Annotated in this window: 17 protein-coding genes; 11 read left to right on the top strand and 6 right to left on the bottom strand. The window is 71.1% G+C overall.

Translation table 11 applies throughout. From position 1 onward, the window contains the following. The first annotated feature begins 5 nt into the window (after positions 1-5). From ACIGDI_RS11545 to ACIGDI_RS11500, 10 genes are all read left to right on the top strand, one after another. Complete coding sequence (locus tag ACIGDI_RS11545) at positions 6-881, top strand: LLM class flavin-dependent oxidoreductase (protein WP_399894043.1); 876 nt, start codon at positions 6-8, stop codon at positions 879-881. Continuing rightward, on the top strand, positions 878-1,510 hold the full coding sequence (locus tag ACIGDI_RS11540; RefSeq protein ID WP_399894040.1) for a nucleoside deaminase: 633 nt from the start codon (positions 878-880) through the stop codon (positions 1,508-1,510). Before ACIGDI_RS11545 ends, ACIGDI_RS11540 begins: the two co-directional genes overlap by 4 nt. Before the next feature lie 84 nt (positions 1,511-1,594). Beyond that, positions 1,595-2,389 carry a methyltransferase domain-containing protein gene (locus ACIGDI_RS11535; protein WP_399894036.1) on the top strand — a complete coding sequence of 265 codons (795 nt, stop codon included), beginning with the start codon at positions 1,595-1,597 and terminating at the stop codon, positions 2,387-2,389. A gap of 750 nt (positions 2,390-3,139) precedes the next feature. After that, positions 3,140-3,913 carry an isoprenyl transferase gene (locus ACIGDI_RS11530; RefSeq protein ID WP_272177133.1) on the top strand — a complete coding sequence of 258 codons (774 nt, stop codon included), beginning with the start codon at positions 3,140-3,142 and terminating at the stop codon, positions 3,911-3,913. Between the two features lie 304 nt (positions 3,914-4,217). Continuing rightward, positions 4,218-5,543, top strand: a complete 1,326-nt coding sequence (locus ACIGDI_RS11525; RefSeq protein WP_384822163.1) for a PhoH family protein — start codon at positions 4,218-4,220, stop codon at positions 5,541-5,543. A gap of 399 nt (positions 5,544-5,942) precedes the next feature. Further along, positions 5,943-6,626, top strand: a complete 684-nt coding sequence (locus tag ACIGDI_RS11520; protein ID WP_200705428.1) for a transglycosylase SLT domain-containing protein — start codon at positions 5,943-5,945, stop codon at positions 6,624-6,626. A gap of 149 nt (positions 6,627-6,775) precedes the next feature. Next, positions 6,776-8,182, top strand: a complete 1,407-nt coding sequence (locus ACIGDI_RS11515; RefSeq protein WP_399894031.1) for an AI-2E family transporter — start codon at positions 6,776-6,778, stop codon at positions 8,180-8,182. A gap of 205 nt (positions 8,183-8,387) precedes the next feature. Further along, complete coding sequence (locus ACIGDI_RS11510) at positions 8,388-9,212, top strand: MarR family transcriptional regulator (RefSeq protein ID WP_272177135.1); 825 nt, start codon at positions 8,388-8,390, stop codon at positions 9,210-9,212. 31 nt (positions 9,213-9,243) lie between these two features. Continuing rightward, positions 9,244-9,630 carry a roadblock/LC7 domain-containing protein gene (locus tag ACIGDI_RS11505; protein ID WP_200704576.1) on the top strand — a complete coding sequence of 129 codons (387 nt, stop codon included), beginning with the start codon at positions 9,244-9,246 and terminating at the stop codon, positions 9,628-9,630. A gap of 4 nt (positions 9,631-9,634) precedes the next feature. Continuing rightward, complete coding sequence (locus tag ACIGDI_RS11500) at positions 9,635-10,066, top strand: hypothetical protein (RefSeq protein ID WP_399894026.1); 432 nt, start codon at positions 9,635-9,637, stop codon at positions 10,064-10,066. A 52-nt stretch (positions 10,067-10,118) separates the two neighbouring features. Here ACIGDI_RS11500 and ACIGDI_RS11495 read toward each other — a convergent pair whose 3' ends face one another. Genes ACIGDI_RS11495 through ACIGDI_RS11485 form a run of 3 tightly spaced genes read right to left on the bottom strand, consistent with a single transcriptional unit; the run spans position 10,119 to position 13,656 of the window. After that, entirely contained in the window at positions 10,119-12,452 is a 2,334-nt protein-coding gene (locus tag ACIGDI_RS11495) for an ABC transporter permease (protein ID WP_399894022.1), read from the bottom strand. Next, on the bottom strand, positions 12,449-13,135 hold the full coding sequence (locus ACIGDI_RS11490; RefSeq protein WP_399894019.1) for an ABC transporter ATP-binding protein: 687 nt from the start codon (positions 13,133-13,135) through the stop codon (positions 12,449-12,451). The genes ACIGDI_RS11495 and ACIGDI_RS11490 overlap by 4 nt, the downstream gene beginning before the upstream one ends. After that, entirely contained in the window at positions 13,132-13,656 is a 525-nt protein-coding gene (locus ACIGDI_RS11485) for a PadR family transcriptional regulator (protein WP_200704580.1), read from the bottom strand. The genes ACIGDI_RS11490 and ACIGDI_RS11485 overlap by 4 nt, the downstream gene beginning before the upstream one ends. A gap of 332 nt (positions 13,657-13,988) precedes the next feature. Here ACIGDI_RS11485 and ACIGDI_RS11480 point away from each other — a divergent pair, with 332 nt between their 5' ends. Further along, positions 13,989-16,391: a transglycosylase domain-containing protein gene (locus tag ACIGDI_RS11480; RefSeq protein ID WP_399894016.1), complete on the top strand. Its 2,403-nt coding sequence runs from the start codon at positions 13,989-13,991 to the stop codon at positions 16,389-16,391. 55 nt (positions 16,392-16,446) lie between these two features. Here ACIGDI_RS11480 and ACIGDI_RS11475 read toward each other — a convergent pair whose 3' ends face one another. The 3 genes from ACIGDI_RS11475 to ACIGDI_RS11465 form a co-directional block, all read right to left on the bottom strand. After that, positions 16,447-18,549 carry a SpoIIE family protein phosphatase gene (locus ACIGDI_RS11475; RefSeq protein WP_399894013.1) on the bottom strand — a complete coding sequence of 701 codons (2,103 nt, stop codon included), beginning with the start codon at positions 18,547-18,549 and terminating at the stop codon, positions 16,447-16,449. 355 nt (positions 18,550-18,904) lie between these two features. Further along, positions 18,905-19,600: a DUF402 domain-containing protein gene (locus tag ACIGDI_RS11470; RefSeq protein ID WP_399894010.1), complete on the bottom strand. Its 696-nt coding sequence runs from the start codon at positions 19,598-19,600 to the stop codon at positions 18,905-18,907. A 72-nt stretch (positions 19,601-19,672) separates the two neighbouring features. Next, on the bottom strand, positions 19,673-21,082 hold the full coding sequence (locus ACIGDI_RS11465) for a class II fumarate hydratase (protein ID WP_399894007.1): 1,410 nt from the start codon (positions 21,080-21,082) through the stop codon (positions 19,673-19,675). Positions 21,083-21,153: the final 71 nt, after the last annotated feature.

Below are 21,153 nucleotides of genomic sequence, written 5' to 3'. Positions count from 1 at the left end.
GGGGCATGACTGGACTCGGCGCCGTGTTCCGACCGCAACTCCCGCCCGAGCGACTGCGTGCCGTCGCCGAACTCGCCGACGACAGCGGGCTCGAGGAGCTCTGGCTGTGGGAGGACTGCTTCCGGGAGGGCGGCATCTCGACGGCCGCCGCCGCCCTCGCCTGGACCGAGCGGCTGAAGGTCGGGGTGGGTCTCCTGCCGGTGCCGCTGCGCAACGTCGCCGTCACCGCCATGGAGACGGCGGCGCTGCACCGCATGTTCCCCGGCCGCCCGATCGTCGCCGTCGGACACGGAGTGCAGGACTGGATGGGGCAGGTCGGGGCGCGGGTCGAGTCGCCGGTCACCCTGCTGCGGGAGCACCTCCTCGCGCTGCGCGCCCTGCTGCGCGGGGAGCGGCTGACCACGGCCGGACGCTACGTCCGTCTCGACGACGTCGAGCTCGACTGGCCGCCCGCCACCCCCGCCCCCGTCCTGGCCGGTGCCACCGGTCCGCGCTCACTGCGGCTGGCCGGGGAGGCCGCCGACGGCACCGTCCTGACTGCGTCGACCAACGCCGACGGCCTACGGGCGGCACGCCGGCTCGTCGACGAGGGCCGGGAGTCGGCCGGACGCACCGCCGAACCCCACGAGATCGTCGTCTACCTCCTCACCGCCACCGGCCCCGACGCCGCCTCCCGGCTGCGCGCCGAACTCACCGCCGAGGGCCTGGAGTCCGTCCCCGACCTCGGTGTCGCCGGTGACGCCGACACCGTCGCGAAGGCCGTCCGGCGGCTCGCGGAGGCCGGCGCCGACCGGGTGATCCTCCAGCCGACGGGCGACGAACCCGACCCGGAGGGGTTCGTGCGGTTCGCGGCACAGGAGGTCGGGCCCCTCGTCCGGTGAACGGCCGCACCGGGCCCGGCGATCCGATACCCGCCGTGTGGCGCCTCCCCTTCGAGCTCGCGTGGGAGGCCTTTCGGGCCGGCAGCAGGCCCGTCGGCGCCGTTCTGTACGACGCCGGCGGACGGGTCGTCGCCGCCGGCCGCAACCGCGCCCAGGAACCCCAGGCCCCGCCGGGACAGCTCGCGGGGACCGCCATCGCCCACGCCGAGATCAACGCCCTCGCACAGCTCCCGGCCGGCCGGCGCCGGGACGGCCACCGGCTGCACACCACGCTCGAACCCTGCCTGCTGTGCAGCGGCGCCCTCGTGCACAGCCACGTCCGGCACGTCGTGTACGCCGCCCCCGACCCGCTGTGGCACGGCATCGAGGACGTCCCGGCCGTCGGCGGGCTGATCGCCGAACGGTGGGCACGCAGGGAAGGCCCGGTCGCCGGTCCGCTCGCCGCGTTCGGCACCCTGCTGATGCGGCTGTGGGCCGTCCTTCACACCCCGGACGACCTCGACGAGACCGCAGCCCGCACGGCCCGAGACTGCCTCGCCACCGCCGACGGCCTCCTCGACGCCGAGACCGCGCAGCAGGCGTACGAGCTCCTGCGACCGCACCTCGGCCCGCGGGACGGCACAGCGTGAATCAATCGTGACCCGCCCGGACACGGGCGCGGCGCCCCGAAAAATCGCGCGCGCCCGTCGTCGTACCCCTGTCAGGATCACCTCATGGCCCCCCACGACGCCCCCCGTTCCTTCGAAGCCCTCGTCGCCGAGGGTGCCGCCGTCCCCACCGACGGCTGGGACTTCTCCTGGTTCGACGGACGGGCCACGGAGGAACGGCCCTCGTGGGGATACGCCGTGTCGCTGGCCGGCCGCCTCGCCCGCGCCACCGCCGCGCTGGACATCCAGACCGGGGGAGGAGAGGTGCTCGACTTCGCGCTGGGCCGGGCCGCCGCGAGCGCGCCGGTCCTCAGCGCCGCCACCGAGGGCTGGCCGCCGAACGTCGCCAAGGCCACCGAACTGCTCCGGCCGCGCGGCACGGTGGTCGTCGCCGCGCACGAGGACGCGCCGCTCCCCTTCGCGGACGGTGCCTTCGACCTGGTCAGCAGCCGGCACCCGGTGACCCCGCACTGGACGGAGATCGCCCGCGTCCTGCGGCCGGGCGGCACGTACTTCGCCCAGCACGTCGGCCCGCGCAGCGTCTTCGAACTCGTCGAGTACTTCCTCGGTCCGCTGCCGGTGGAGCAGAGCTCCGGCCGCGACCCGGACCGCGAACGGGCGGGCGCCGAGGCGGCCGGCCTGGAGGTCGTCGACCTGCGTGCCGAGCGCCTGCGGATCGAGTTCCACGACATCGCGGCCGTCGTGCACTTCCTCCGCAAGGTGGTGTGGATGGTCCCCGGCTTCACGGTCGAGGCGTACGAGGACCGCCTGCGGTCCCTGCACGAGGAGATCCAGAGCAAGGGCCCCTTCGTCGCCCACAGCTCCCGCCACCTCTTCGACATCCGCAAGCCGCGCCGCTAGAGGCCCCCCGGACGCCCGCTTCGGCGGGATTGGCCAGGAAACGCCGCTGCGGACGGCGACCCGCGGGACGGGATGAGGACAGCTCCTGTCCGCCGTCGTCGGCGATTCACGCGGCCATGCCGTCCGGCCCACACGCCTCGGTTTCCACATTGTTATGCCCGCGAGTCGCATCCCGCCCCAAGCGTCACGTAAGTTCAGACCAAGGTAATTCGCGTGAGCAAAGCTGCGCGGGCGGCACCGCGCAGTGGAGGGGGCTGCGCGGTGCCTTTTTGCATGTCCATGGCCCGCACCGCCGTCAAGCCGGGGTTCGCGGCCCGCGTCACCCGCCCGGGCGACCCCCGTCGACATTCCGCCGAACGGCCGCACATGCCCGCCGAACCTCCCGAATCTCGCCGCGTCCTTCGCGAAACCCCTGTAAATCAGCTGTCTTTCGGCCATGGGGCAGCCCTGAAAAGGGCCCTCGGCGACCACCCGGGCGTCGCCGTTCGATTCCGGAGAGTAGTTGTGGCACGCCGATGCACGCAGCATCACTTACGAAGGGTTATGGTGGAAACCCCCCCTCGGGCCGGTCCGTCTCCCCCCCACGGACCGGCCCGTTTTTTTGTGTTCCCCGGCCTCCTCTTGGGAGAGTGGCGGTGCGGCGGGGGTAGGCTTTCGCCGCCGGGGACCGCCATACGGACAGGGAGCGCCCGCCGCACGCCTGGGCCGCGGGCCGCCCCGTCCGATCGCATCTGAGGGGCTGACAATCACGTGAACCTGCGCGACAAGTTGCGCGGCCTGCTGGTCAGGCTGTACGCGCGCCGGGTGGAAGGCCACCTGGACCACGCTCAGGTGCCCAAGCACATCGGCGTCATCATGGACGGCAACCGGCGCTGGGCGAAGGCCTCGGGCTCCACCACCGTGCACGGCCACCGCGCCGGCGCCGAGAAGATCGAGGAGTTCCTCGGCTGGTGCAGCGAGACGGACGTCGAGGTCGTCACCCTGTGGCTGCTGTCGACGGACAACTTCGACCGCCCGCAGGAGGAACTCGGTCCGCTCCTCGGCATCATCGAGGACGTCGTCCGCACCCTCGCCGCCGACGGCCGCTGGCGGGTGCACCACGTGGGCACCCCCGACCTGCTGCCGTCGAACATGCAGACGACGCTCAAGGAGGCCGAGGAGACCACCGCCCACGTCGACGGGATACTCGTCAACGTGGCCATCGGCTACGGCGGCCGCCAGGAGATCGCGGACGCCGTGCGCTCGATGCTCCTCGACGCCCGCGACAAGGGCACCTCCATGGAGGACCTCGCGGAGGCCGTCGACATCGACATGATCGGCCGCCACCTCTACACCGGCGCCCAGCCCGACCCCGACCTCGTCATCCGTACCAGCGGCGAGCAGCGGCTGTCCGGCTTCATGCTGTGGCAGACCGCGCACTCCGAGTACTACTTCTGCGAGGTCTTCTGGCCGGCCTTCCGCAAGGTCGACTTCCTGCGGGCCCTGCGCGACTACGCCGCGCGACACCGCCGCTACGGAGGCTGACCCCCTTACCCATATTGGGGCGCAAGTAACTAGGAGTTCACCGGGGCGCCGTCGTGAGTGTCGGCATGGTGACGCGTGTTCGAGGGCATAAGCCAGTCAGGTCGATGCCCGAACCACGGGTGTCGTATCTCAGCGGACGGCACGGGGCCGTCCGCCCGGGAGGCCCTTTGCACCAGCCCGACCGTGCGGTTCCAGCACGGAAGACAAGGCGGAGGGCCGGTTCTCGGCCCGTGCATCGCGGCCGTCGACCGGTCCAGCTCCACTCCGTCGCTCCCCGACCTCATCCGAGGGGGTACGTCCTTCCGTGGTGACCAGCACAAAGCGCCACAAGCCAGACCGGCGCACCTATGTTCTCGACACCAGCGTCCTGCTGGCCGACCCGAACGCCCTGACCCGCTTCGAGGAGCACGAGGTCGTGCTCCCCATCGTGGTGGTCACGGAGCTGGAGGCGAAGCGGCACCATCCCGAACTCGGCTACTTCGCCCGGCAGGCCCTGCGCCTGCTCGACGACTACCGGGTGAAGCACGGTCGCCTCGACGCCCCCATCCCGATCGGGGAATTCGGCGGGACCGTTCGTGTCGAGCTCAACCACTCGGACCCCAGCGTTCTGCCGACCGGCTACCGCCTGGGGGACAACGACTCCCGCATCCTCGCGGTCGCCCGCAATCTGCAGGCCGAGGGGTTCGACGTCACCGTCGTGTCGAAGGACCTGCCGCTCAGGATCAAGGCCTCCTCCGTCGGTCTCCTCGCCGAGGAGTACCGCGCCGAGCTCGCCATCACGGACTCCTCCGGCTGGACCGGAATGTCCGAACTGACCCTGCCGGCCGAGCAGGTGGACATCCTCTTCGAGGAGGGGCACGTCTTCGTGCCCGAAGTGTCCGACCTGCCCGTGCACACCGGTCTGACCATCCACTCCGAGCGCGGCAAGGCGCTCGGCAGGGTCACGGCCGAGGGCAACGTCCGGCTGGTGCGCGGCGACCGGGAGGCGTTCGGCATCAAGGGCCGCAGCGCCGAGCAGCGGATCGCGCTCGACCTGCTCCTCGACCCGGACGTCGGGATCGTGTCCATGGGCGGCCGGGCCGGCACCGGCAAGTCGGCGCTCGCGCTGTGCGCCGGCCTCGAAGCGGTCCTGGAGCGCCGCCAGCACCAGAAGGTGATGGTCTTCCGTCCGCTGTACGCGGTGGGCGGGCAGGAACTCGGCTATCTGCCGGGCTCCGAGGCCGAGAAGATGAGCCCCTGGGCGCAGGCGGTCTTCGACACCCTCTCCGCGGTCACCAGCCGCGAGGTCATCGAGGAGGTCACCTCCCGCGGGATGCTGGAGGTCCTGCCGCTCACCCACATCCGCGGACGCTCGCTGCACGACGCGTTCGTGATCGTGGACGAGGCGCAGTCGCTGGAACGGAACGTCCTGTTGACCGTTCTGTCCCGAATCGGCGCCAATTCACGGGTGGTTCTCACCCATGACGTGGCACAGCGGGACAATCTGCGCGTCGGGCGCTACGACGGTGTCGTCGCCGTCGTGGAGAAGCTGAAGGGGCATCCGCTCTTCGCGCACGTGACCCTGACGAGGTCCGAGCGATCCCAGATCGCGGCGCTTGTGACCGAAATGCTGGAAGACGGCCAAATCTGACAGTTTCCGCACCAGTTGGCGCCGTTCCGTAAAGGCCGAGAGCCTAGCGGGGCGGCGCCTTCGTGTGGTGCCGTTCACCGAAATCCCCTGGGGTAAACGGCATGTGAGCTTTCACACGCAACTCAGAATTGCCACCCGGCGTCGCCGTACGGCAGAGTCTCACTCCTGTCAGGCCCCGCATACGACACACCTGTACCCCCAGCGGTACGGCACCACAGAAGCACCACAGCCAACTCCATAGCGTCGTCGTATGCCGCCCGAGCACCACGCGGCGCTCCCCGAGCGGGAGTTGCCCACCGGGCCCGTGTCTCCCGTGACCCCGTAGTTGGGAGGCCAGCGCCAGGGGCACGATTGCGTCCGCCAGGGTCACCGAAGCGGGCGATGCTGGAAGGAAACCGTGTGAGCCGGATTTCGGTCCGGGGATTCGCAGTGGCCTCGGCCACCGCGGTCACCGCCGTCGGAAGCGTCGTCGGAGTTGCCTCGGGCAGCGTCGCGCAGAACAACGACGCCGAGCCGACGGCCGCCGACACCACGCTGCTCGCGGACATACCCACGGGCCAGCAGGCCCAGGTGCAGACCGCGTCCCTGACGCAGCAGGCCGACGCCCAGGCCATCCAGGCCGACGCGAGCGCCAAGAAGGATGCCGAAGCGGCCGCCCGCAAGGCCGCCGCCGACACCGCCATCGCCAAGAAGGCGGCGGCGGAGAAGGCCGCAAAGGAAGCCAAGCAGCGCGCCGAGGTCAAGCAGGCCGCCAGCCGCAGCAGCGCCGACTTCCCGGTCCAGAGCTCGTACACGGTCGCCGAGATCCAGGCGATGGCCCGGCAGATGGTGCCGGGCAACCAGTTCCAGTGCTTCAGCTACATCGTGGACCACGAGTCCAGCTGGAACTACCACGCGGTCAACGCCTCCTCCGGCGCCTACGGTCTCTTCCAGGCACTGCCCGCCTCGAAGTACTCCACGGCCGGCTCCGACTGGCAGACCAACCCGGCCACCCAGATCAAGTGGGGCCTGAACTACATGAACAGCCGCTACGGCAGCCCGTGCGAGGCGCAGTCGTTCTGGGTCGCCAACCACTGGTACTGAGCCGGCGAGGTTCACCACCTCACCTCTCAACCCCGCGTAGCCCCTCCCCGTCCTAGGGGGAGGGGCTTTCGCCATGTACGGTCGGACGCGAACGACTCCAGGGGGGAGTGGTGGCCAGCACCCGGGGACGCGGGGGAAGAGGACGGATCATGTCGCGAGTGCCAGGGTGGCTCGGCCGGCTCGGTGCCGGGCTGACGGAGGTCGGCGAGCTGTTGGACGAACGCCGCGCCGAGGTGGAGCGGGAGGAGTCCGAGATCGGGCCGCCGTCCCGCCGGCGTCCGGCGCGCGCGGCACGGGAGACCGGGGCGGACGAGATGCCCCAGGCCGTCGTCGTCCCGGTACGCCCCGACCCCGCCCAGGCCGTGCCCTGGGGCGTGCGCGTCGCCGCCGAGGCCGGCTGGCGGCTGCTGGTGCTCGCGGGCACCGTCTGGGTGCTGATGCGGGTCATCAGCGCCGTACAGCTCGTCGTCTTCGCGTTCGTCGTGGCCCTGCTCATCACCGCGCTGCTGCAGCCCACGGTGGCCCGCCTGAAGGGCTACGGCGTCCCGCGCGGCCCCGCCACCGCCCTCACCGCGATCCTCGGCTTCATCGTGATAGGGCTCCTGGGCTGGTTCGTGACCTGGCAGGTCATGGAGAACATCGACACGCTCTCCGACCAGATCCAGAACGGCATCGACGATCTGCGCAACTGGCTGCTGAAGAGCCCCTTCCACGTCACCGAGAAGCAGATCAACCAGATCGCCAAGAACCTCCGGGACGCGGTCGGCGCCAACACCGACCAGATCACCTCGGCGGGCCTGGAGGGCGTCCAGGTCGTCGTCGAGGCTCTCACCGGCATCCTCCTGACGTTCTTCTCCACCCTCTTCCTGCTCTACGACGGCCGGCGCATCTGGGAGTGGTTCCTGAAGCTGGTCCCCGCGGCTGCCCGCCCGGGCGTCGCCGGCGCGGGCCCGCGGGCCTGGCGCACCCTGACCGCCTACGTCCGCGGCACGGTCCTCGTCGCCCTCATCGACGCCGTCTTCATCGGCCTCGGCATCTACTTCCTCGACGTCCCCATGGCCGTCCCGCTGGCCGTCTTCATCTTCCTGTTCTCCTTCATCCCCCTGGTCGGCGCGGTCGCCTCCGGCGCGCTGGCAGTGGTCGTCGCACTGGTCACCCAGGGCGTCTTCACCGCGGTGATGACCCTCATCGTGGTCCTCGCCGTGCAGCAGATCGAGGGCCACATCCTGCAGCCCTTCATCCTCGGCCGCGCGGTACGCGTCCACCCCCTCGCGGTGGTCCTCACGGTCGCCGCGGGCGGCATGGTGGCGGGCATCGGCGGCGCCGTGGTGGCCGTACCGCTGGTGGCGGTGACGAACACGGTGGTGGGCTACCTGCGGGCCTACTCGTCGGGGCAGGCGGACGGGACGGACGAGACGGACGGGACCGAAAGGGCGGAACCGGAGGACGCCGTCGAGCCCGAAGCCCGTCCGGCGATCGAGGACGAGGCCGTCACGGCCGAAGCGGAGTCCGCGGGCGCGGCCCCCGGCGACGCCCACGACAAGGCCGGAGCCTGACGCCGACCTGCTCGAAATCCCCTCCCCGTTCGGTCAAATGAGCGCCGAACAAAACCAATTGCGCGGACCCTCGGCCCAACTTCCGCCAACGAGCGACAGGTCGGAAATCTCCGTCCGGAATATGCGCTCCGGCTGATAAATCTTCCCCCCTCAGCGCTACGCGTCAGGCGTATGTGCGAGACGGCTGCGGCGGGCGAGGAGCGTGATGTCGGGCTACGACCTGCTGGCGCGGTCCCTGGCCGCCTGTGGGCGCGAGGGACTGACCGGCGCACTGAGGGTGTCCGGGGTGCCCGGCGGAACCTTCCATCTGCGCCACGGACTCGTCGTCGCCGTGGAGACACCCGGTGCGCCGGGACCCGAGGCCCTGCTGCTGCGCTCCGGACGGGTGACCGGTGAGCAGTGGGCGGCGCTGGTCCGCGAGGCCGGCGGCGCGCGCTGGCCGGTCACCGGGCTGATCGCGCACGGCTACACGGGCGCCGCCCAGCTGCGGGTGGTGTGCGCGATGGCGCTGCAGGACGCGGTGTTCGCGGTCATCGCCGGACGGATCGACGGCTGCGAGAGCGGCCCCGCCGGACTGGAACCGCCCGCCCCGGTACCGGTCGGCGAGTCCTCCGTGAGGCTGCTGGAGGAGGCGGGCCGCAAGCTCGCCGCCCTGGCCACCCTGCCGTACCCCGTCCACCCGGACCGGGAACGGCCGCTGCCCGTGGCCGGGTACGAGGGCCCGCTCACCGAACTGCGGCGGGACGTCCTCGCCCACGCCGACGGCCGCCGCACCGCCCGCGACCTCGCCTTCCGCACCGGACGCGGTGTCTACACCGTCACCGTCGAACTGGCCCGCATGCTCGCCGAGGGACTGCTGACCTGCCCCCCGACGCCCGCTCCCATCCCGGTCCGCACCCCGCCGGAGGGCGTACGGCACCGCACACCCCCGCCCCCCGCTCCGCCCCCACCCGAACCGCCCGGCCCGGCGGACCTGCCGCGCCGCAGGCCGGGCGGCTTCTTCCGGCTTCGCAACGGCACCACGAGATGAACACACCAAGGAAATCACGGGAGTTGAGTACATGGATCACGAAGCCCTGGCGCTCGAGATGCGCGGTCTACGGGAGCAGGTGACCGGCATCACCGACACCGCGGTCGCGGCGGCCGACGGTCTGCTCATCGCGGCCGACACCGCCGACTCGATCGACCCGGAAGGCCTCGCCGCGCTCGCGGCGGCAGGCCTGGGCCTGGCCCGCCGTACCGCCCAGGCGACCGCCCGCGGCGCCCTGCGCCAGACCGTGACGTACGGAAGCCACGGCTGCGCGGCCTTCTACGCGGTGGGCGACACGGCTCTCATGATCGTCCTCGGCGACGAGGGCATGGACGTCGACCGGCTGCACCTGGCGACCCAGCCCGCCCTGGACCGGATCGGCTCGATCCTCATGAGCAAGACAGCAGAAGGAGTCTGAAAGGATGGCGACGAAGCGTATGAACGCCGGTTTCTCGGACCAGGTGATGAGCCTGGTCAAATCCCTGCGTACCGAGGCCCCCGACTGTGTCGCGTCGGGTGTCGTCGACATGGCCACCGGCATGCTGCTGGCGTACGAGACGGTCGACAGTCACCCTCCGGAGGTCCTGGACCTGCTGGCGGGCGCGACGCTCGACCTGTTCCAGGGCCGAACCGTGCTGATGATCGAGGACCTGTGGAAGGAACGCCGGGGGCAGAGCGGCGACGAGACCCACTTCTTCCAGGAGATCCTCGTCAACAGTGACAACGTCACCCACCTGTTCGTGAGGATGAGTCAGCAGCAGGACGTGGTCGCGGTCGTCGTGTGCCGCAAGTCCGTCAACGTCGGCATGCTCTTCGCGCAGGTACGACGGGTGGTGCAGCAGCACAGCCTGTGAACGGGCCGGGCCCCTCCCCGGCGCGGGGGAGGGGCCTACGGGGCGCGCCGCGCTACTCGGTGCGCAGACCGTCCGGGCGCATCAGCCGCAGCAGCGGCGGCAGGCTGAGCACGGTCACGGCGATGACCACCGCGGCGCCGATGCCCGTCATGGACAGCACGCTCGCCCAGTCCACCGTCACCGCCTCGCCGGTCATCCGCAGCAGCACCGCGCCCAGTGTCAGACCGACGACGGACGCCAGCAGCAGGCCCAGCGCGATCGGGATCGCCGTCTGCCACAGCACCGACAGGCTCAGCGTGCGGCGCCGGGTGCCGAAGGCGACCAGCGACGACAGCAGCTTCTTGCGCTCCCGAAGCTGCTCCAGCTGGGAGACCAGCAGACTCGCCCCGATCAGCACCAGGACGCAGGTGGCCCCTACGAACAGGCCGGTGCGGATGGAGCGGAACTGCACGTTGACCTTGCCCGACGTCAGCGCGTACACGTCCGCCAGCGGGTCCAGGGCCGCGGCGGCGTTGCGCGCGTACTCACGGGCGTCGGGGACCGACGGGTCCAGCGAGACGTACACCTTCCGCACGAAGCCGGCCGTGGAGGCCGCGGGCAGTGCCTTGGGCGTGATGAGCAGACCGCCGCGCTCGTAGCCGGTCGGGTCCTTCCGGGGCCCCGCGGTCTTCAGACCGGCGGGCACCTTCCAGGGGACCGTGTGGCTCCGCGACCCGCTGTAGGCCGGGTCGAAGTACAGGGTCCTACCCGCCTTGAGCAGCTTCGGCGACGCGGAGTCGTAGTGGGCGCCGACGATCCGGAAGATGTCGCCGTCCCGGCACGAGGCCAGCCGAGCCACCTGGCCGAGTTGCGCGCAGGAGCCGACGGCCACCTCCACCGAGTCGTCCGGATCCTTCGGACCGTTCCCGGCCGAGCCCAGCGACAGGGCCGTCGCGTGGCGGACCCCCTCGGTGTTCGCCAGCCGCCGGCCGGCCTCGGACAGCGGGACGTCACCCTGCAGGGACATCTCCATCTGGGCCCGGTTCAGGTCGGCCTGGGTGGACTTGACGTAGTCGTGCTGGACGCCGGCGAACAGCATCTGCAGCGCGATCGCGCCGGCCACCGCGACGGCGATGCCGTTGACCATGCGGGCCGCCGAGCCGCTGCTCAACTGCAGGCGGCGGACAGCCAGTTGCCAGGAGACGGCGCCCGGGTCCAGCCGGGCCACCACGGCCTCGACCAGCCACGGCAGCAGCGCGGTGACGCCGACCAGCAGCAGCACGGTGCCGCTGATCACCATCCACTCGTTGAAGTTCCCGCTGTCGTTGCCCTTGCCCATCATCGGGTACAGCAGCGCCAGGCCGCCCAGCGGCAGCAGCAGCCGCCACCACAGCCGGCGGCGCGGCGGCTTCGCCGTACGGACCACGCCGAGCGGTTCGATGACCACCCCGCGCAGCGCGAACAGCGTCACCAGGACGGCGGCGGCCGGTACGGCGACGGCGACCAGCGCGACGAGCGCGGGCGAGGGGTTGAGGTCGCCGGGGAAGACACTGATGTCCCGCACCACCAGCAGGGCCGCGAGCTGCCGCCCCACCAGGAAGAAGGCCGTGCCCAGGACGAGCCCCAGCAGGGCCCCGGCGAGGGCCTCGCCGCCCGCGATCCGGCGGGCCATCCGGCCGTCCGCGCCGACCAGCCGCAGGGCCGCGAGCCGCCGGTCCCGGCGCTCGCCGCCGAAGCGCACGGCCGCCGCAGTGAACACGCCCACCGGCAGCAGCAGCACCACGAAGATGATCATGATGAGCAGGAGCAGGATCGGGTCCAGCGCGTCCTGCTGGTGTCCGGGCGACGGCCCGAAGTAGTCGATCCGCTCGACATATCCGCCGACCAGGTGGTCCTCCAGGCCGGTGGCGCCCGCGTAGTAGGCGAGTTCGGCGGGCCCGATCAGCCCGGCGTGCCCGATCGTGCCGGTGATCCGGTACGGCAGGCGCTCGCGCAGCAGCTTGCCCGAGCCGGACTCCAGCAGCTTCCGCAGCGCGGGCGAGACGACCATCTCGCCCTTCGCGGGGAACGTCCCCACGCCGGGCGGCAGCGGTGCCTTCGCGCCCTCGGGCTGCAGCAGCCGGCCGCGGACGTCGTCGCTGCGGAAGGTGGTGTCCGTCTTGGCGACGATCACCGTGTCGTCGGCCTTCGGCAGCACCTTGCCGCTGTACGTGAAGTCGTCCCGGTCGCTGCTGCGCCGGTCACGCGCGGACAACGCACTGGGAAGCGCGGTCGTCAGCAGCAGCAGGGCCACACCGAGCCCCACGCCGACGGCCGTCAGCAGGGCCCGTACCCAGCCCTCGCGGCCGCCGGCGAAGGCGAACCGCACCCCCATGGCCAAGTCCTTGGCCCACCCCCGCAAGGTCATACGACGCGCTCCATGTCCCGGGACTTGCCGTCCCGTACGACGATCTCGCGGTCCGAGTACGCGGCCACCCGCGCCTCGTGCGTGACCAGCACCACGGCCGCGTTGGTGGACCGCGCGGCGTCCGTGAGCAGTTCCATCACGCGCTCGCCGTTGAGCGAGTCGAGCGCGCCCGTGGGCTCGTCGGCGAACAGCACCCGCGGGTCGGTCACCAGCGCCCGCGCCACCGCGACGCGCTGGCCCTGACCGCCCGAGACCTCGCCGGGCCGCTTCTTGCGGAGGTCGTCGACCTCCAGCCGCTCCATCCAGGTGAGCGCGGCCCGCTCGGCCTCCTTGCGGGAGGCGCCGTTGAGCCTCAGCGGCAGCGCGACGTTCTCGACGCAGGTCAGCTCCGGCACGAGCTGGCCGAACTGGAAGACGAAGCCGAACTCCGAGCGCCGCAGGGCGCTGCGCTCGGCGTCGCTCATGGTCGCCATCTCGCGCCCGTTGTAGAGGATCGACCCCGAGTCGGGCGTCACGATCCCGGCGAGGCAGTGCAGCAGCGTCGACTTGCCGGACCCGGAGGGGCCCATGACGGCGACGACCTCGCCCGGGTGGATGGAGAACTCGGCGCCGTCGAGGGCGACGGTCGGGCCGTACGCCTTGTGCAGGTCGTCGGCGACCAGCAGGGAACCGTCGGGAGTCATTTGGTCACCGCCTCGGCGAGCTTGTCGAGGCGCGCGGCGGTGAGCTCCAGCCAGCGCAGGTCGGCCTCGAGGTGGAACAGGGCGTGGTCGCAGATGAGCTGGTCGGCGAGGTCGCCCCTGCGCTTGCGGTCGGTGAGGATCCGCATCATGCGCAGGTGCTCGGCGCGCTGGGTGTCGAGGATGTCGGCCGCGTTGCGGTGCGTCAGCAGCGCGAGGACGACCTTGGTGTAGAGCGTCGACTGCAGGTACGGCTCCGGCGCCTCCGGCGTCGCGAGCCACCGCTCGACGTCGGTGATCCCGGCGTCGGTGATGGCGTACCGCTTGCGCTCGGGACCGCCGCCCGGCTCGATGCCGTCGACCTCCACGAGGCCGTTCTTCAGCAGCCTGGACATCGTCGAGTAGACCTGGCCGTAGTGCAGCGGCCGGTCGTGACCGAACTTCTCGTCGAAGGCCCGCTTGAGGTCGTAACCGTGGCGTGGCCCGGACTCAAGGAGTCCCAGAAGGGTGTGACCGATGGACATGCCAAGGACTGTACACGTGGTGTATACCCCTCGTGTATACGCGCCGTGTGTAGATCATGGCGCGCTGTGCGGCGGCCCAGGTGACGGCCGATTGTCATGGTTCTGCAACAGCGCCCCCAGGTGTCGAGGTGGTATCGCTTCGCCTGGTCGGGCAACCCCTGACCGCTCCCATCCGTCGGTTCCGTTGGGGTGGGTGCTGATTGTCACGTCCGCAAAAGGCGGGAACGACGGACCTTTGGCACATCTCCCGGTGTTAGCTTTCTGAGCTGACCTGTGCGGCGAACCTGTGTGACACATGAGCACACATGAACGAAGCGGAGCGGAACGGACTCATGGGACGAGCGGAAGAGAGAAGAGCGCGACAGCGCGGTGGCCGCCGCGCGGCGCCCCCCACGCGCTCGTCCGGTACGGCGGCGCCCACCCGCCCGGCCGGCACGGCGTCGGTCGGCACGGCCGAGGGCGGCCCGGTCGAGGGCGGCCGCGCCGCAGCTCGGCGCGCCGCCAAGGGCAAGGCGGCCCGCGGCGGTGCGGGCAAGGGCAAGGACGGCAAGAGCTTCATACGCCGGCTCTTCACCTGGAAGAAGATCGTCGGCGGCTTCCTCGGCGTGTGCCTGCTCGGCATGGCCGCCTTCGTCGTGCTGTACATGATGATCGACATTCCCAAGGGCAATGCCGACGCGACGCTGCAAAGCAACGTCTACAAGTACAGCGACGGCTCGCTCCTCACCCGCGACGGCAAGCGCAACCGCGAGATCGTGCCGCTGTCCAAGGTGCCCAAGGACGTCCAGCGGACCTTCGTCGCCGCCGAGAACAAGACGTTCTACAAGGACAACGGCATCGACCTCAAGGGCACCGCCCGCGGTCTGCTCAATACCCTGTCCGGCAAGGGCGCGCAGGGCGGTTCGACGATCACCCAGCAGTACGTCAAGAACTACTACCTCACCCAGAACCAGACCGTCTCACGCAAGCTGAAGGAACTGGTCATCTCGCTGAAGCTGGACCGGGAGAAGTCCAAGGACTACATCCTCGCCGGCTACATCAACACCAGCTACTACGGCCGCGGCGCCTACGGCATCCAGGCCGCCGCGCAGGCCTACTACCGCGTCGACGCCGAGAAGCTCTCGGTCGAGCAGGGCGCCTACCTCGCCGCACTGCTGCAGGCGCCGAACCAGTACGACTGGGCGATCGCCTCCGACACCGGCCGGCGCCTGGTGAAGGCCCGCTGGAACTACGTCCTCGACAACATGGTCGGACAGGGCTGGCTGGACAAGGCCGAGCGCGACAAGATGACGTTCCCGACGCCGAAGGAGCCCAAGGCCGCACCCGGCATGGACGGCCAGACCGGCTACCTGGTGGACGCGGCCAACAACCAGCTCGCCAAGCAGCTCGTCGCACAGGGCAGCGCCGACAACGTCAACGACGCCCTGACCCTGGTCAACCAGGGCGGCTGGACGATCACGCTCAACATCCAGAAGAAGAAGCAGGCCGCGCTGGAGAAAGCCGCCAAGTCCCAGCTGACCAGCAAGCTCGACCCGAAGAAGCGCTCGGTGGACGCCGACGTCCAGGCCGGAGCCGTGTCGGTCAACCCCAAGACGGGCGCGGTCGTCGCGATGTACGGCGGCAAGGGCTACTACCAGCACTACCGCAACAACGCGACCCGCGTGGACTACCAGCCGGCGTCGACGTTCAAGCCGGTCATCCTCGCCGCCGCCTTCGACGAGGCCGCCCAGACCCAGACCGGCAAACCGATCACCGCCAACACCATGTACGACGGCACCAGCAAGCGCCCGGTCGTGGACAACGGCGTCAAGGTCGGCTTCGCCCCACAGAACGAGGACGACCACGACTACGGGCCCATCACCGTCCAGACGGCGATGAACTACTCCGTCAACTCCGTCTTCGCGCAGATGGGCGTCGACGTGGGCATGGCCAAGGTGCTGAAGGTGGCGAGCCAGCTCGGCATGGACACCGCCGACCTCAGGGCCGTACCCGCCCAGACCCTCGGCACGATGGGCGCCAGCCCCCTGCAGATGGCCGGCGTCTACGCGACGCTCGACAACCACGGGAAGAAGGTCACCCCGTCCATCATCAAGTCGGTCGAGAGCAGCAGGCGCACGGTCGACCTGCCGAACCCGATCGGCGGGCAGGTCATCAAACGCGAGGCCGCCGACTCGGTCACCTCCGTGCTGACCGGCGTGGTCGACGACGGTACGGCCAAGACCTCGGTCCGTGACAACGCCAACCGCGACGGCCGCAAGGTCGCCGGCAAGACCGGCACCTCCGACGAGAACCGCTCGGCCTGGTTCAGCGGGTACACGCCCGACCTGGTCACCACGGTGGGCCTGTTCGGCGAGTCCAAGAAGAACGGCGCCCAGGTCTCGATGTACAAGGCCGGCGGCTACCCGCGCGTCAACGGCGGTGGCTTCCCGGCGCAGATCTGGGCGGCCTACATGTTCGGTGTCTCCCAGACGGGCCTGAAGTTCGACCTGGAGACCGACCAGGGCGCGGCGGTCCAGCCGACGTACACGCCGACGGTCTCGCAGACGCCGACCCAGACGCCGTCGCAGACCCCGTCGAGCCAGGCGCCGACGTCCCAGTCGCCGTCGCAGACACCCACGCAGACGCCGACACAGTCGCCGTCGCAGACGCCCACCCAGTCGCCGTCGCAGACACCGACGGGGACGCCGACCAACGGGAACATCGACAATCCGCTGAATCCCAACGGTCAGCAGTAGCAACGCAAAGGGAAGGGCACCCGGTGAACACCGGGCGCCCTTCCCTTCGGTCTCTCTACGGCGCGGTCTTGCTCAGTTCGAACCACACGACCTTGCCCGTGCTCAGCCGGGTCGCCCCCCACCGCCGGGCCAGCCGGTTGACGAGATACAGGCCGCGTCCGCCCTCGTCGGTCGCGCGGGCCTGCCGCAGCCGGGGCAGCTGGGGCACGTCGTCGCCCACCTCGCACCGCAGGACGTCGGTGCGCAGCAGCCGCAGCGTCACCGGCCGTGAGGCGTAGCGCACCGCGTTGGTGACGACCTCGCTGACCAGCAGCTCGACGGAGTCGCTGAGCTCCTCCAGGCCCCACCGGGACAGCGCCCGGCGCGCGAGCCGCCGCGCCCGCCCGGGCGCCGCGTCCTCCGGTTCCAGGAACCAGTACGCCACGTCACTGGGCGCGATCCCGTCGAAGCGGGCCGCGAGCAGCGCGATGTCGTCGTCCCGGTCGCCCGGCCCGAGCATGTCCAGGACCTCGTCGCACAGCGCCTCCAGCGGCGGCGGATGGTCCGGCCCCGTCAGCTGCGCCGTGGCCGCCAGCTTCTCCCGCAGCTGCTCTATCCCGGTCCACACGTCCCGCAGCCGGGACTCCACCAGACCGTCGGTGTAGAGCAGCAGGGTCGCGCCGGCGGGCGCGTCCAGTTCCACGGCCTCGAAGTCGACCCCGCCGACGCCGATCGGCGCGCCCGGGGGCACCCGCAGCACCTCGGCCCGGCCGCCCAGGTGCAGCAGCACCGGTGGCGGATGGCCCGCGTTGGCGATGGTGATGCGGTGCGAGACCGGGTCGTAGACGGCGTAGAGGCAGGTCGCCATGCGGTCGGTGCCCAGCCGCTGCGCCTGTTCGTCGAGGTGGTGCAGCACCTCCTGCGGCGGCAGGTCCAGGCCGGCGAGCGTCTGTGCCGTCGTGCGCAGCTGGCCCATGATGGCCGCCGAGGTCATGGAGTGGCCCATGACGTCGCCCACCACCAGCGCCACCCTGCTGCCCGGCAGCGGGATCGCGTCGTACCAGTCGCCGCCGACCCGTGCCGTCTCGGCGGCCGGGAGGTAGCGGGAGGCCAGCCGCACGCCCGTCGGCCGCGGCAGGTGCTCCGGGAGCATGGTGCGCTGCAGCTCGTCGGCGATGTACGCCTCACGGCCGTACAGCACCGCTTTGTCGATGCCCAGCGCGCTGTGCGTGGCCAGCTGGGCGGCGACCAGCAGGTCGTCGGCCTCGAAGGCCAGGCGCTCCGGCCGCCGCAGGAACAGCGCGGCGCCGATCACCCGGCGCCGGCCGCGCAGCGGGGCGAGGATCGAGCGCTGGCCGCCGGGCACCAGCGACTCGCCGCCCGCCCCGAGCAGTTCGGGCAGAGCGGCGTGGGCCGCGGGCGCGTCCGTGAAGACCGGGCGGACCCCGCGCAGCACCTCGGCGAGCGCGCTGCCCGGCCGCACCTCGCACAGTTCGGCGCCGAGCGAGTCGAGTTCGGTGAGCTCCGCGGGCTCGGGCTGGAGCGCGGGGGAGAAGCCGGCGCTCTCGGTGTCCCGCTCGGCCGGGATGCGGTCGGTGCGGCGCAGCCGCAGCAGCAGCGGGCCGGTGGGCCGCTCGTCGCCGACGGGCAGCGGGTCGCGCAGATAGACCAGGATCGCGTCCGAGAACGTCGGTACGGTCGCCCGGCACAACCCCATGACGATCTCGTCGAGGTCGATGCCGCGGGCGATCCGCCGTGTCGCCGCCCCGACGAACCGCAGCCGGTCGCCGTCCCGGCGCATGGGCGTGGGCTGGCCCGGCGTGAGCCCCTGGCCCTTGCGGCGCTCGGAGCCGCCGCTCTGCGGCCGGTCCTGCTCGGTGTCCGGCCGGTCCGGGACGGATTCGGGCACGGGCCGCGGTCGGTGCGTGTCGGACTCCACGGCGGAAGGCTGGGAGTGCTCGGGGCCCGGGCCCGTGGTGTCGGCAGACGAGGCCGGCTCCTTTCCCTTGCCGCACGGTGTGGCCGTACTCGGTGTCGAGGGTGTCTCTCCGGCGCGCGCCTGCGCGGGTAAGGCGGCCATGGGCGCGTCCGGCACCTGCGTCGGGGTGTGCAGAACCGCCCCGCGGGGGTCCGCAGGGTCGGCGCCGGGGCGCTCGAAGGAGATGGGGTACTCCGTCACGCGTGTCGAATCCGTCCGTCCGGGGCTGCACGTCGTGCGTGCAGTTGGTCCCGCAGGAATCCCGATACCCGGAATACGTGTCCCCGGAACGGAATTCCCGCGTGGTCAGAGGCTGTTCCTGTGCCACCGGCGAACCGTCGGCGGTCCGTTCCGGCGTTGCCCTCGTACCCCTCGCTCACGTCCTGCCGCCCCTCGGTGACGTTCGGTCAAGCCCGGCGCATGCTCCGGGAGTTGCTGCTGCACGCCCATCCGTCACCCGGCCACCACCCCTCAACGACGGCTCTGCGCACCGGTCCTTGATATCAAGTTGCGGAGGACGATCCTACGGTTGTGGACCGGGGGCGCATCAAGGGTCTCATGAGGACACGTGCGCGGGCGTACGGTCCCAGTCCTCCGGCAAAGAAGGTACAGCCCAGGACGGATCCGGGCGCCAGTGCTGCCAGCCCTCGCTGAACGGCGGCCCCCAGGCGCGGATCACCTCCACCGCGGACTCGCCCGCCTGCCGCACCCGCTCGGCCACCGACTCGTCCATCAGCCCGTCCCGCCGGGCCTGCGCGAACTCGTCCTCGTCGCGCCAGTGCCAACTGCGGTCCGGATGGACCGAGATGTCGAGGAAGTGGTCCTCGGAGTCCACGCCGCCGTGCCAACGGGCGAGCGGCGTCTCGAGGTTCACGTACCAGTTCTTGAACCGCCAGCCCGGCTCCCAGAACAGCCACACCGACCAGGGCTCGCCCGGCCGGGCCAGCTTCAGCACGCCGGTGCCGAACCAGCGGTCGTACTGCACGGTCCGCGGCTTGGTGTAGCGCGTCTGCAGCGGCTCGACGTGCACGGGCGTGCCGTCGGCGAGGACCGGCTTGACGCACTCCGTGCCGGGCGCCAGCCACACGGCGAGCAGGTCGGCGTCGTCGCGGACGACGGTGACGGGGCGGGCGATGTGGAAACGCTCGCCCGCGTTCTCCCGGTACCGCCACAGGATCTGGCTCCCGGGCGCCCAGAAACCCGCCGACGTGCCCGCTGCCGCTTCCGCTCTCACCGCTCCGCCCTCTGCCATGCACAGATATTAGGTGCCCCAGGCATACGACGCTGCGGTCCGCCTCACGGTTCTCGCCGGGTCGGCGATTGGTTACGGGCGCGTCATCCGCAGGACATCCAGGGCCTCGTCGAGCTGCTGTTCGGTCAGGTCCCCCCGTTCCACGTAGCCGCCCTCCACGACGACCTGCCGGATCGTCTTGCGCTGGGCCAGCGCCTTCTTGGCGACCTTGGCGGCCTCCTCGTACCCGATGTACTTGTTGAGCGGGGTGACGACCGACGGCGAGGACTCGGCGTACTCGCGTGCCCGTTCACGGTCGGCGGTGATGCCGTCCACGGTCCGGTCGGCGAGCAGCCGTGAGACGTTGGCGAGCAGCCGGATCGACTCCAGGACGTTCTTGGCGATCACCGGCAGCATGACGTTGAGCTCGAAGTTCCCGGCCGCTCCGGCGGTGGCGACGGTGGCGTCGTTGCCGATGACCTGGGCGGCGACCATGAGGACGGCTTCGGGGATGACCGGGTTGACCTTGCCCGGCATGATCGACGAGCCGGGCTGGAGGTCGGGCAGGGCGATCTCGGCGAGCCCGGTGCGCGGACCGGAGGACATCCAGCGCAGGTCGTTGGCGATCTTCGTCAGCCCGACCGCGACGGTCCGCAGCTGCCCGCTGGTCTCCACGATCCCGTCCCGCGCGCCCTGCGCCTCGAAGTGGTTCCGTGCCTCGGTCAGCGGCAGCCCGGTGACGCGGGCGACCTCCTCGATCACGGCCGCCGAGAAGCCGGGCGGGGTGTTGATGCCGGTGCCGACGGCCGTGCCGCCCAGGGGCAGCTCGGCGAGCCGGGGGAGGGAGGCGTACAGCCGCTCCACGCCGTAGCGGATCTGGGCCGCGTACCCGCCGAACTCCTGGCCGAGGGTGACGGGCGTGGCGTCCATCAGGTGCGTGCGCCCCGACTTCACCACGTCCGCGAACTCCTCGGACTTGCGCTCCAGCGAGCCGGCGAGATGCTCCAGGGCCGGGATCAGGTCCCGGGTGACGGCGGCGGTGGCGGCGATGTGGATGGAGGACGGGAAGACGTCGTTGGACGACTGCGAGGCGTTGACGTGGTCGTTGGGGTGGACGTCCCGGCCGAGCCGCTCGGTCGCGAGCGTGGCGATGACCTCGTTGGTGTTCATGTTCGAGGAGGTGCCGGAACCGGTCTGGAAGACGTCGATCGGGAAGTGCTCGTCCCACTCGCCCCGCGCGACCTCCTCGGACGCCTCCTGGATCGCCTCCGCGACGTCCTTGTCGAGCACCCCGAGCCGCCCGTTCACCTTCGCCGCCGCGCCCTTGATGCGGGCGAGCGCCTCGATGTGGGCGCGCTCGATGCGCTGGCCGGAGATGGGGAAGTTCTCCACGGCACGCTGCGTCTGCGCCCGCCACTTGGCGTCCGCCGGGACGCGCACCTCGCCCATGGAGTCGTGCTCGATCCGGAATCCGGTCCCGCTCTGTTCCTGCTCGTCGGTCATCGACGATCACCTCCACGTCTCACAGCGTCCACGACGGGACCACTGTTCCCCGCGGAGGCGAACCGTCACCG

Source organism: Streptomyces sp. NPDC085900 (genome assembly GCF_044540925.1).
GTDB lineage: Bacteria > Actinomycetota > Actinomycetes > Streptomycetales > Streptomycetaceae > Streptomyces > Streptomyces gilvifuscus.
The sequence above is the reverse complement of the archived record's forward strand: the minus strand, read 5'-3'. Positions and strand labels throughout refer to the sequence as shown.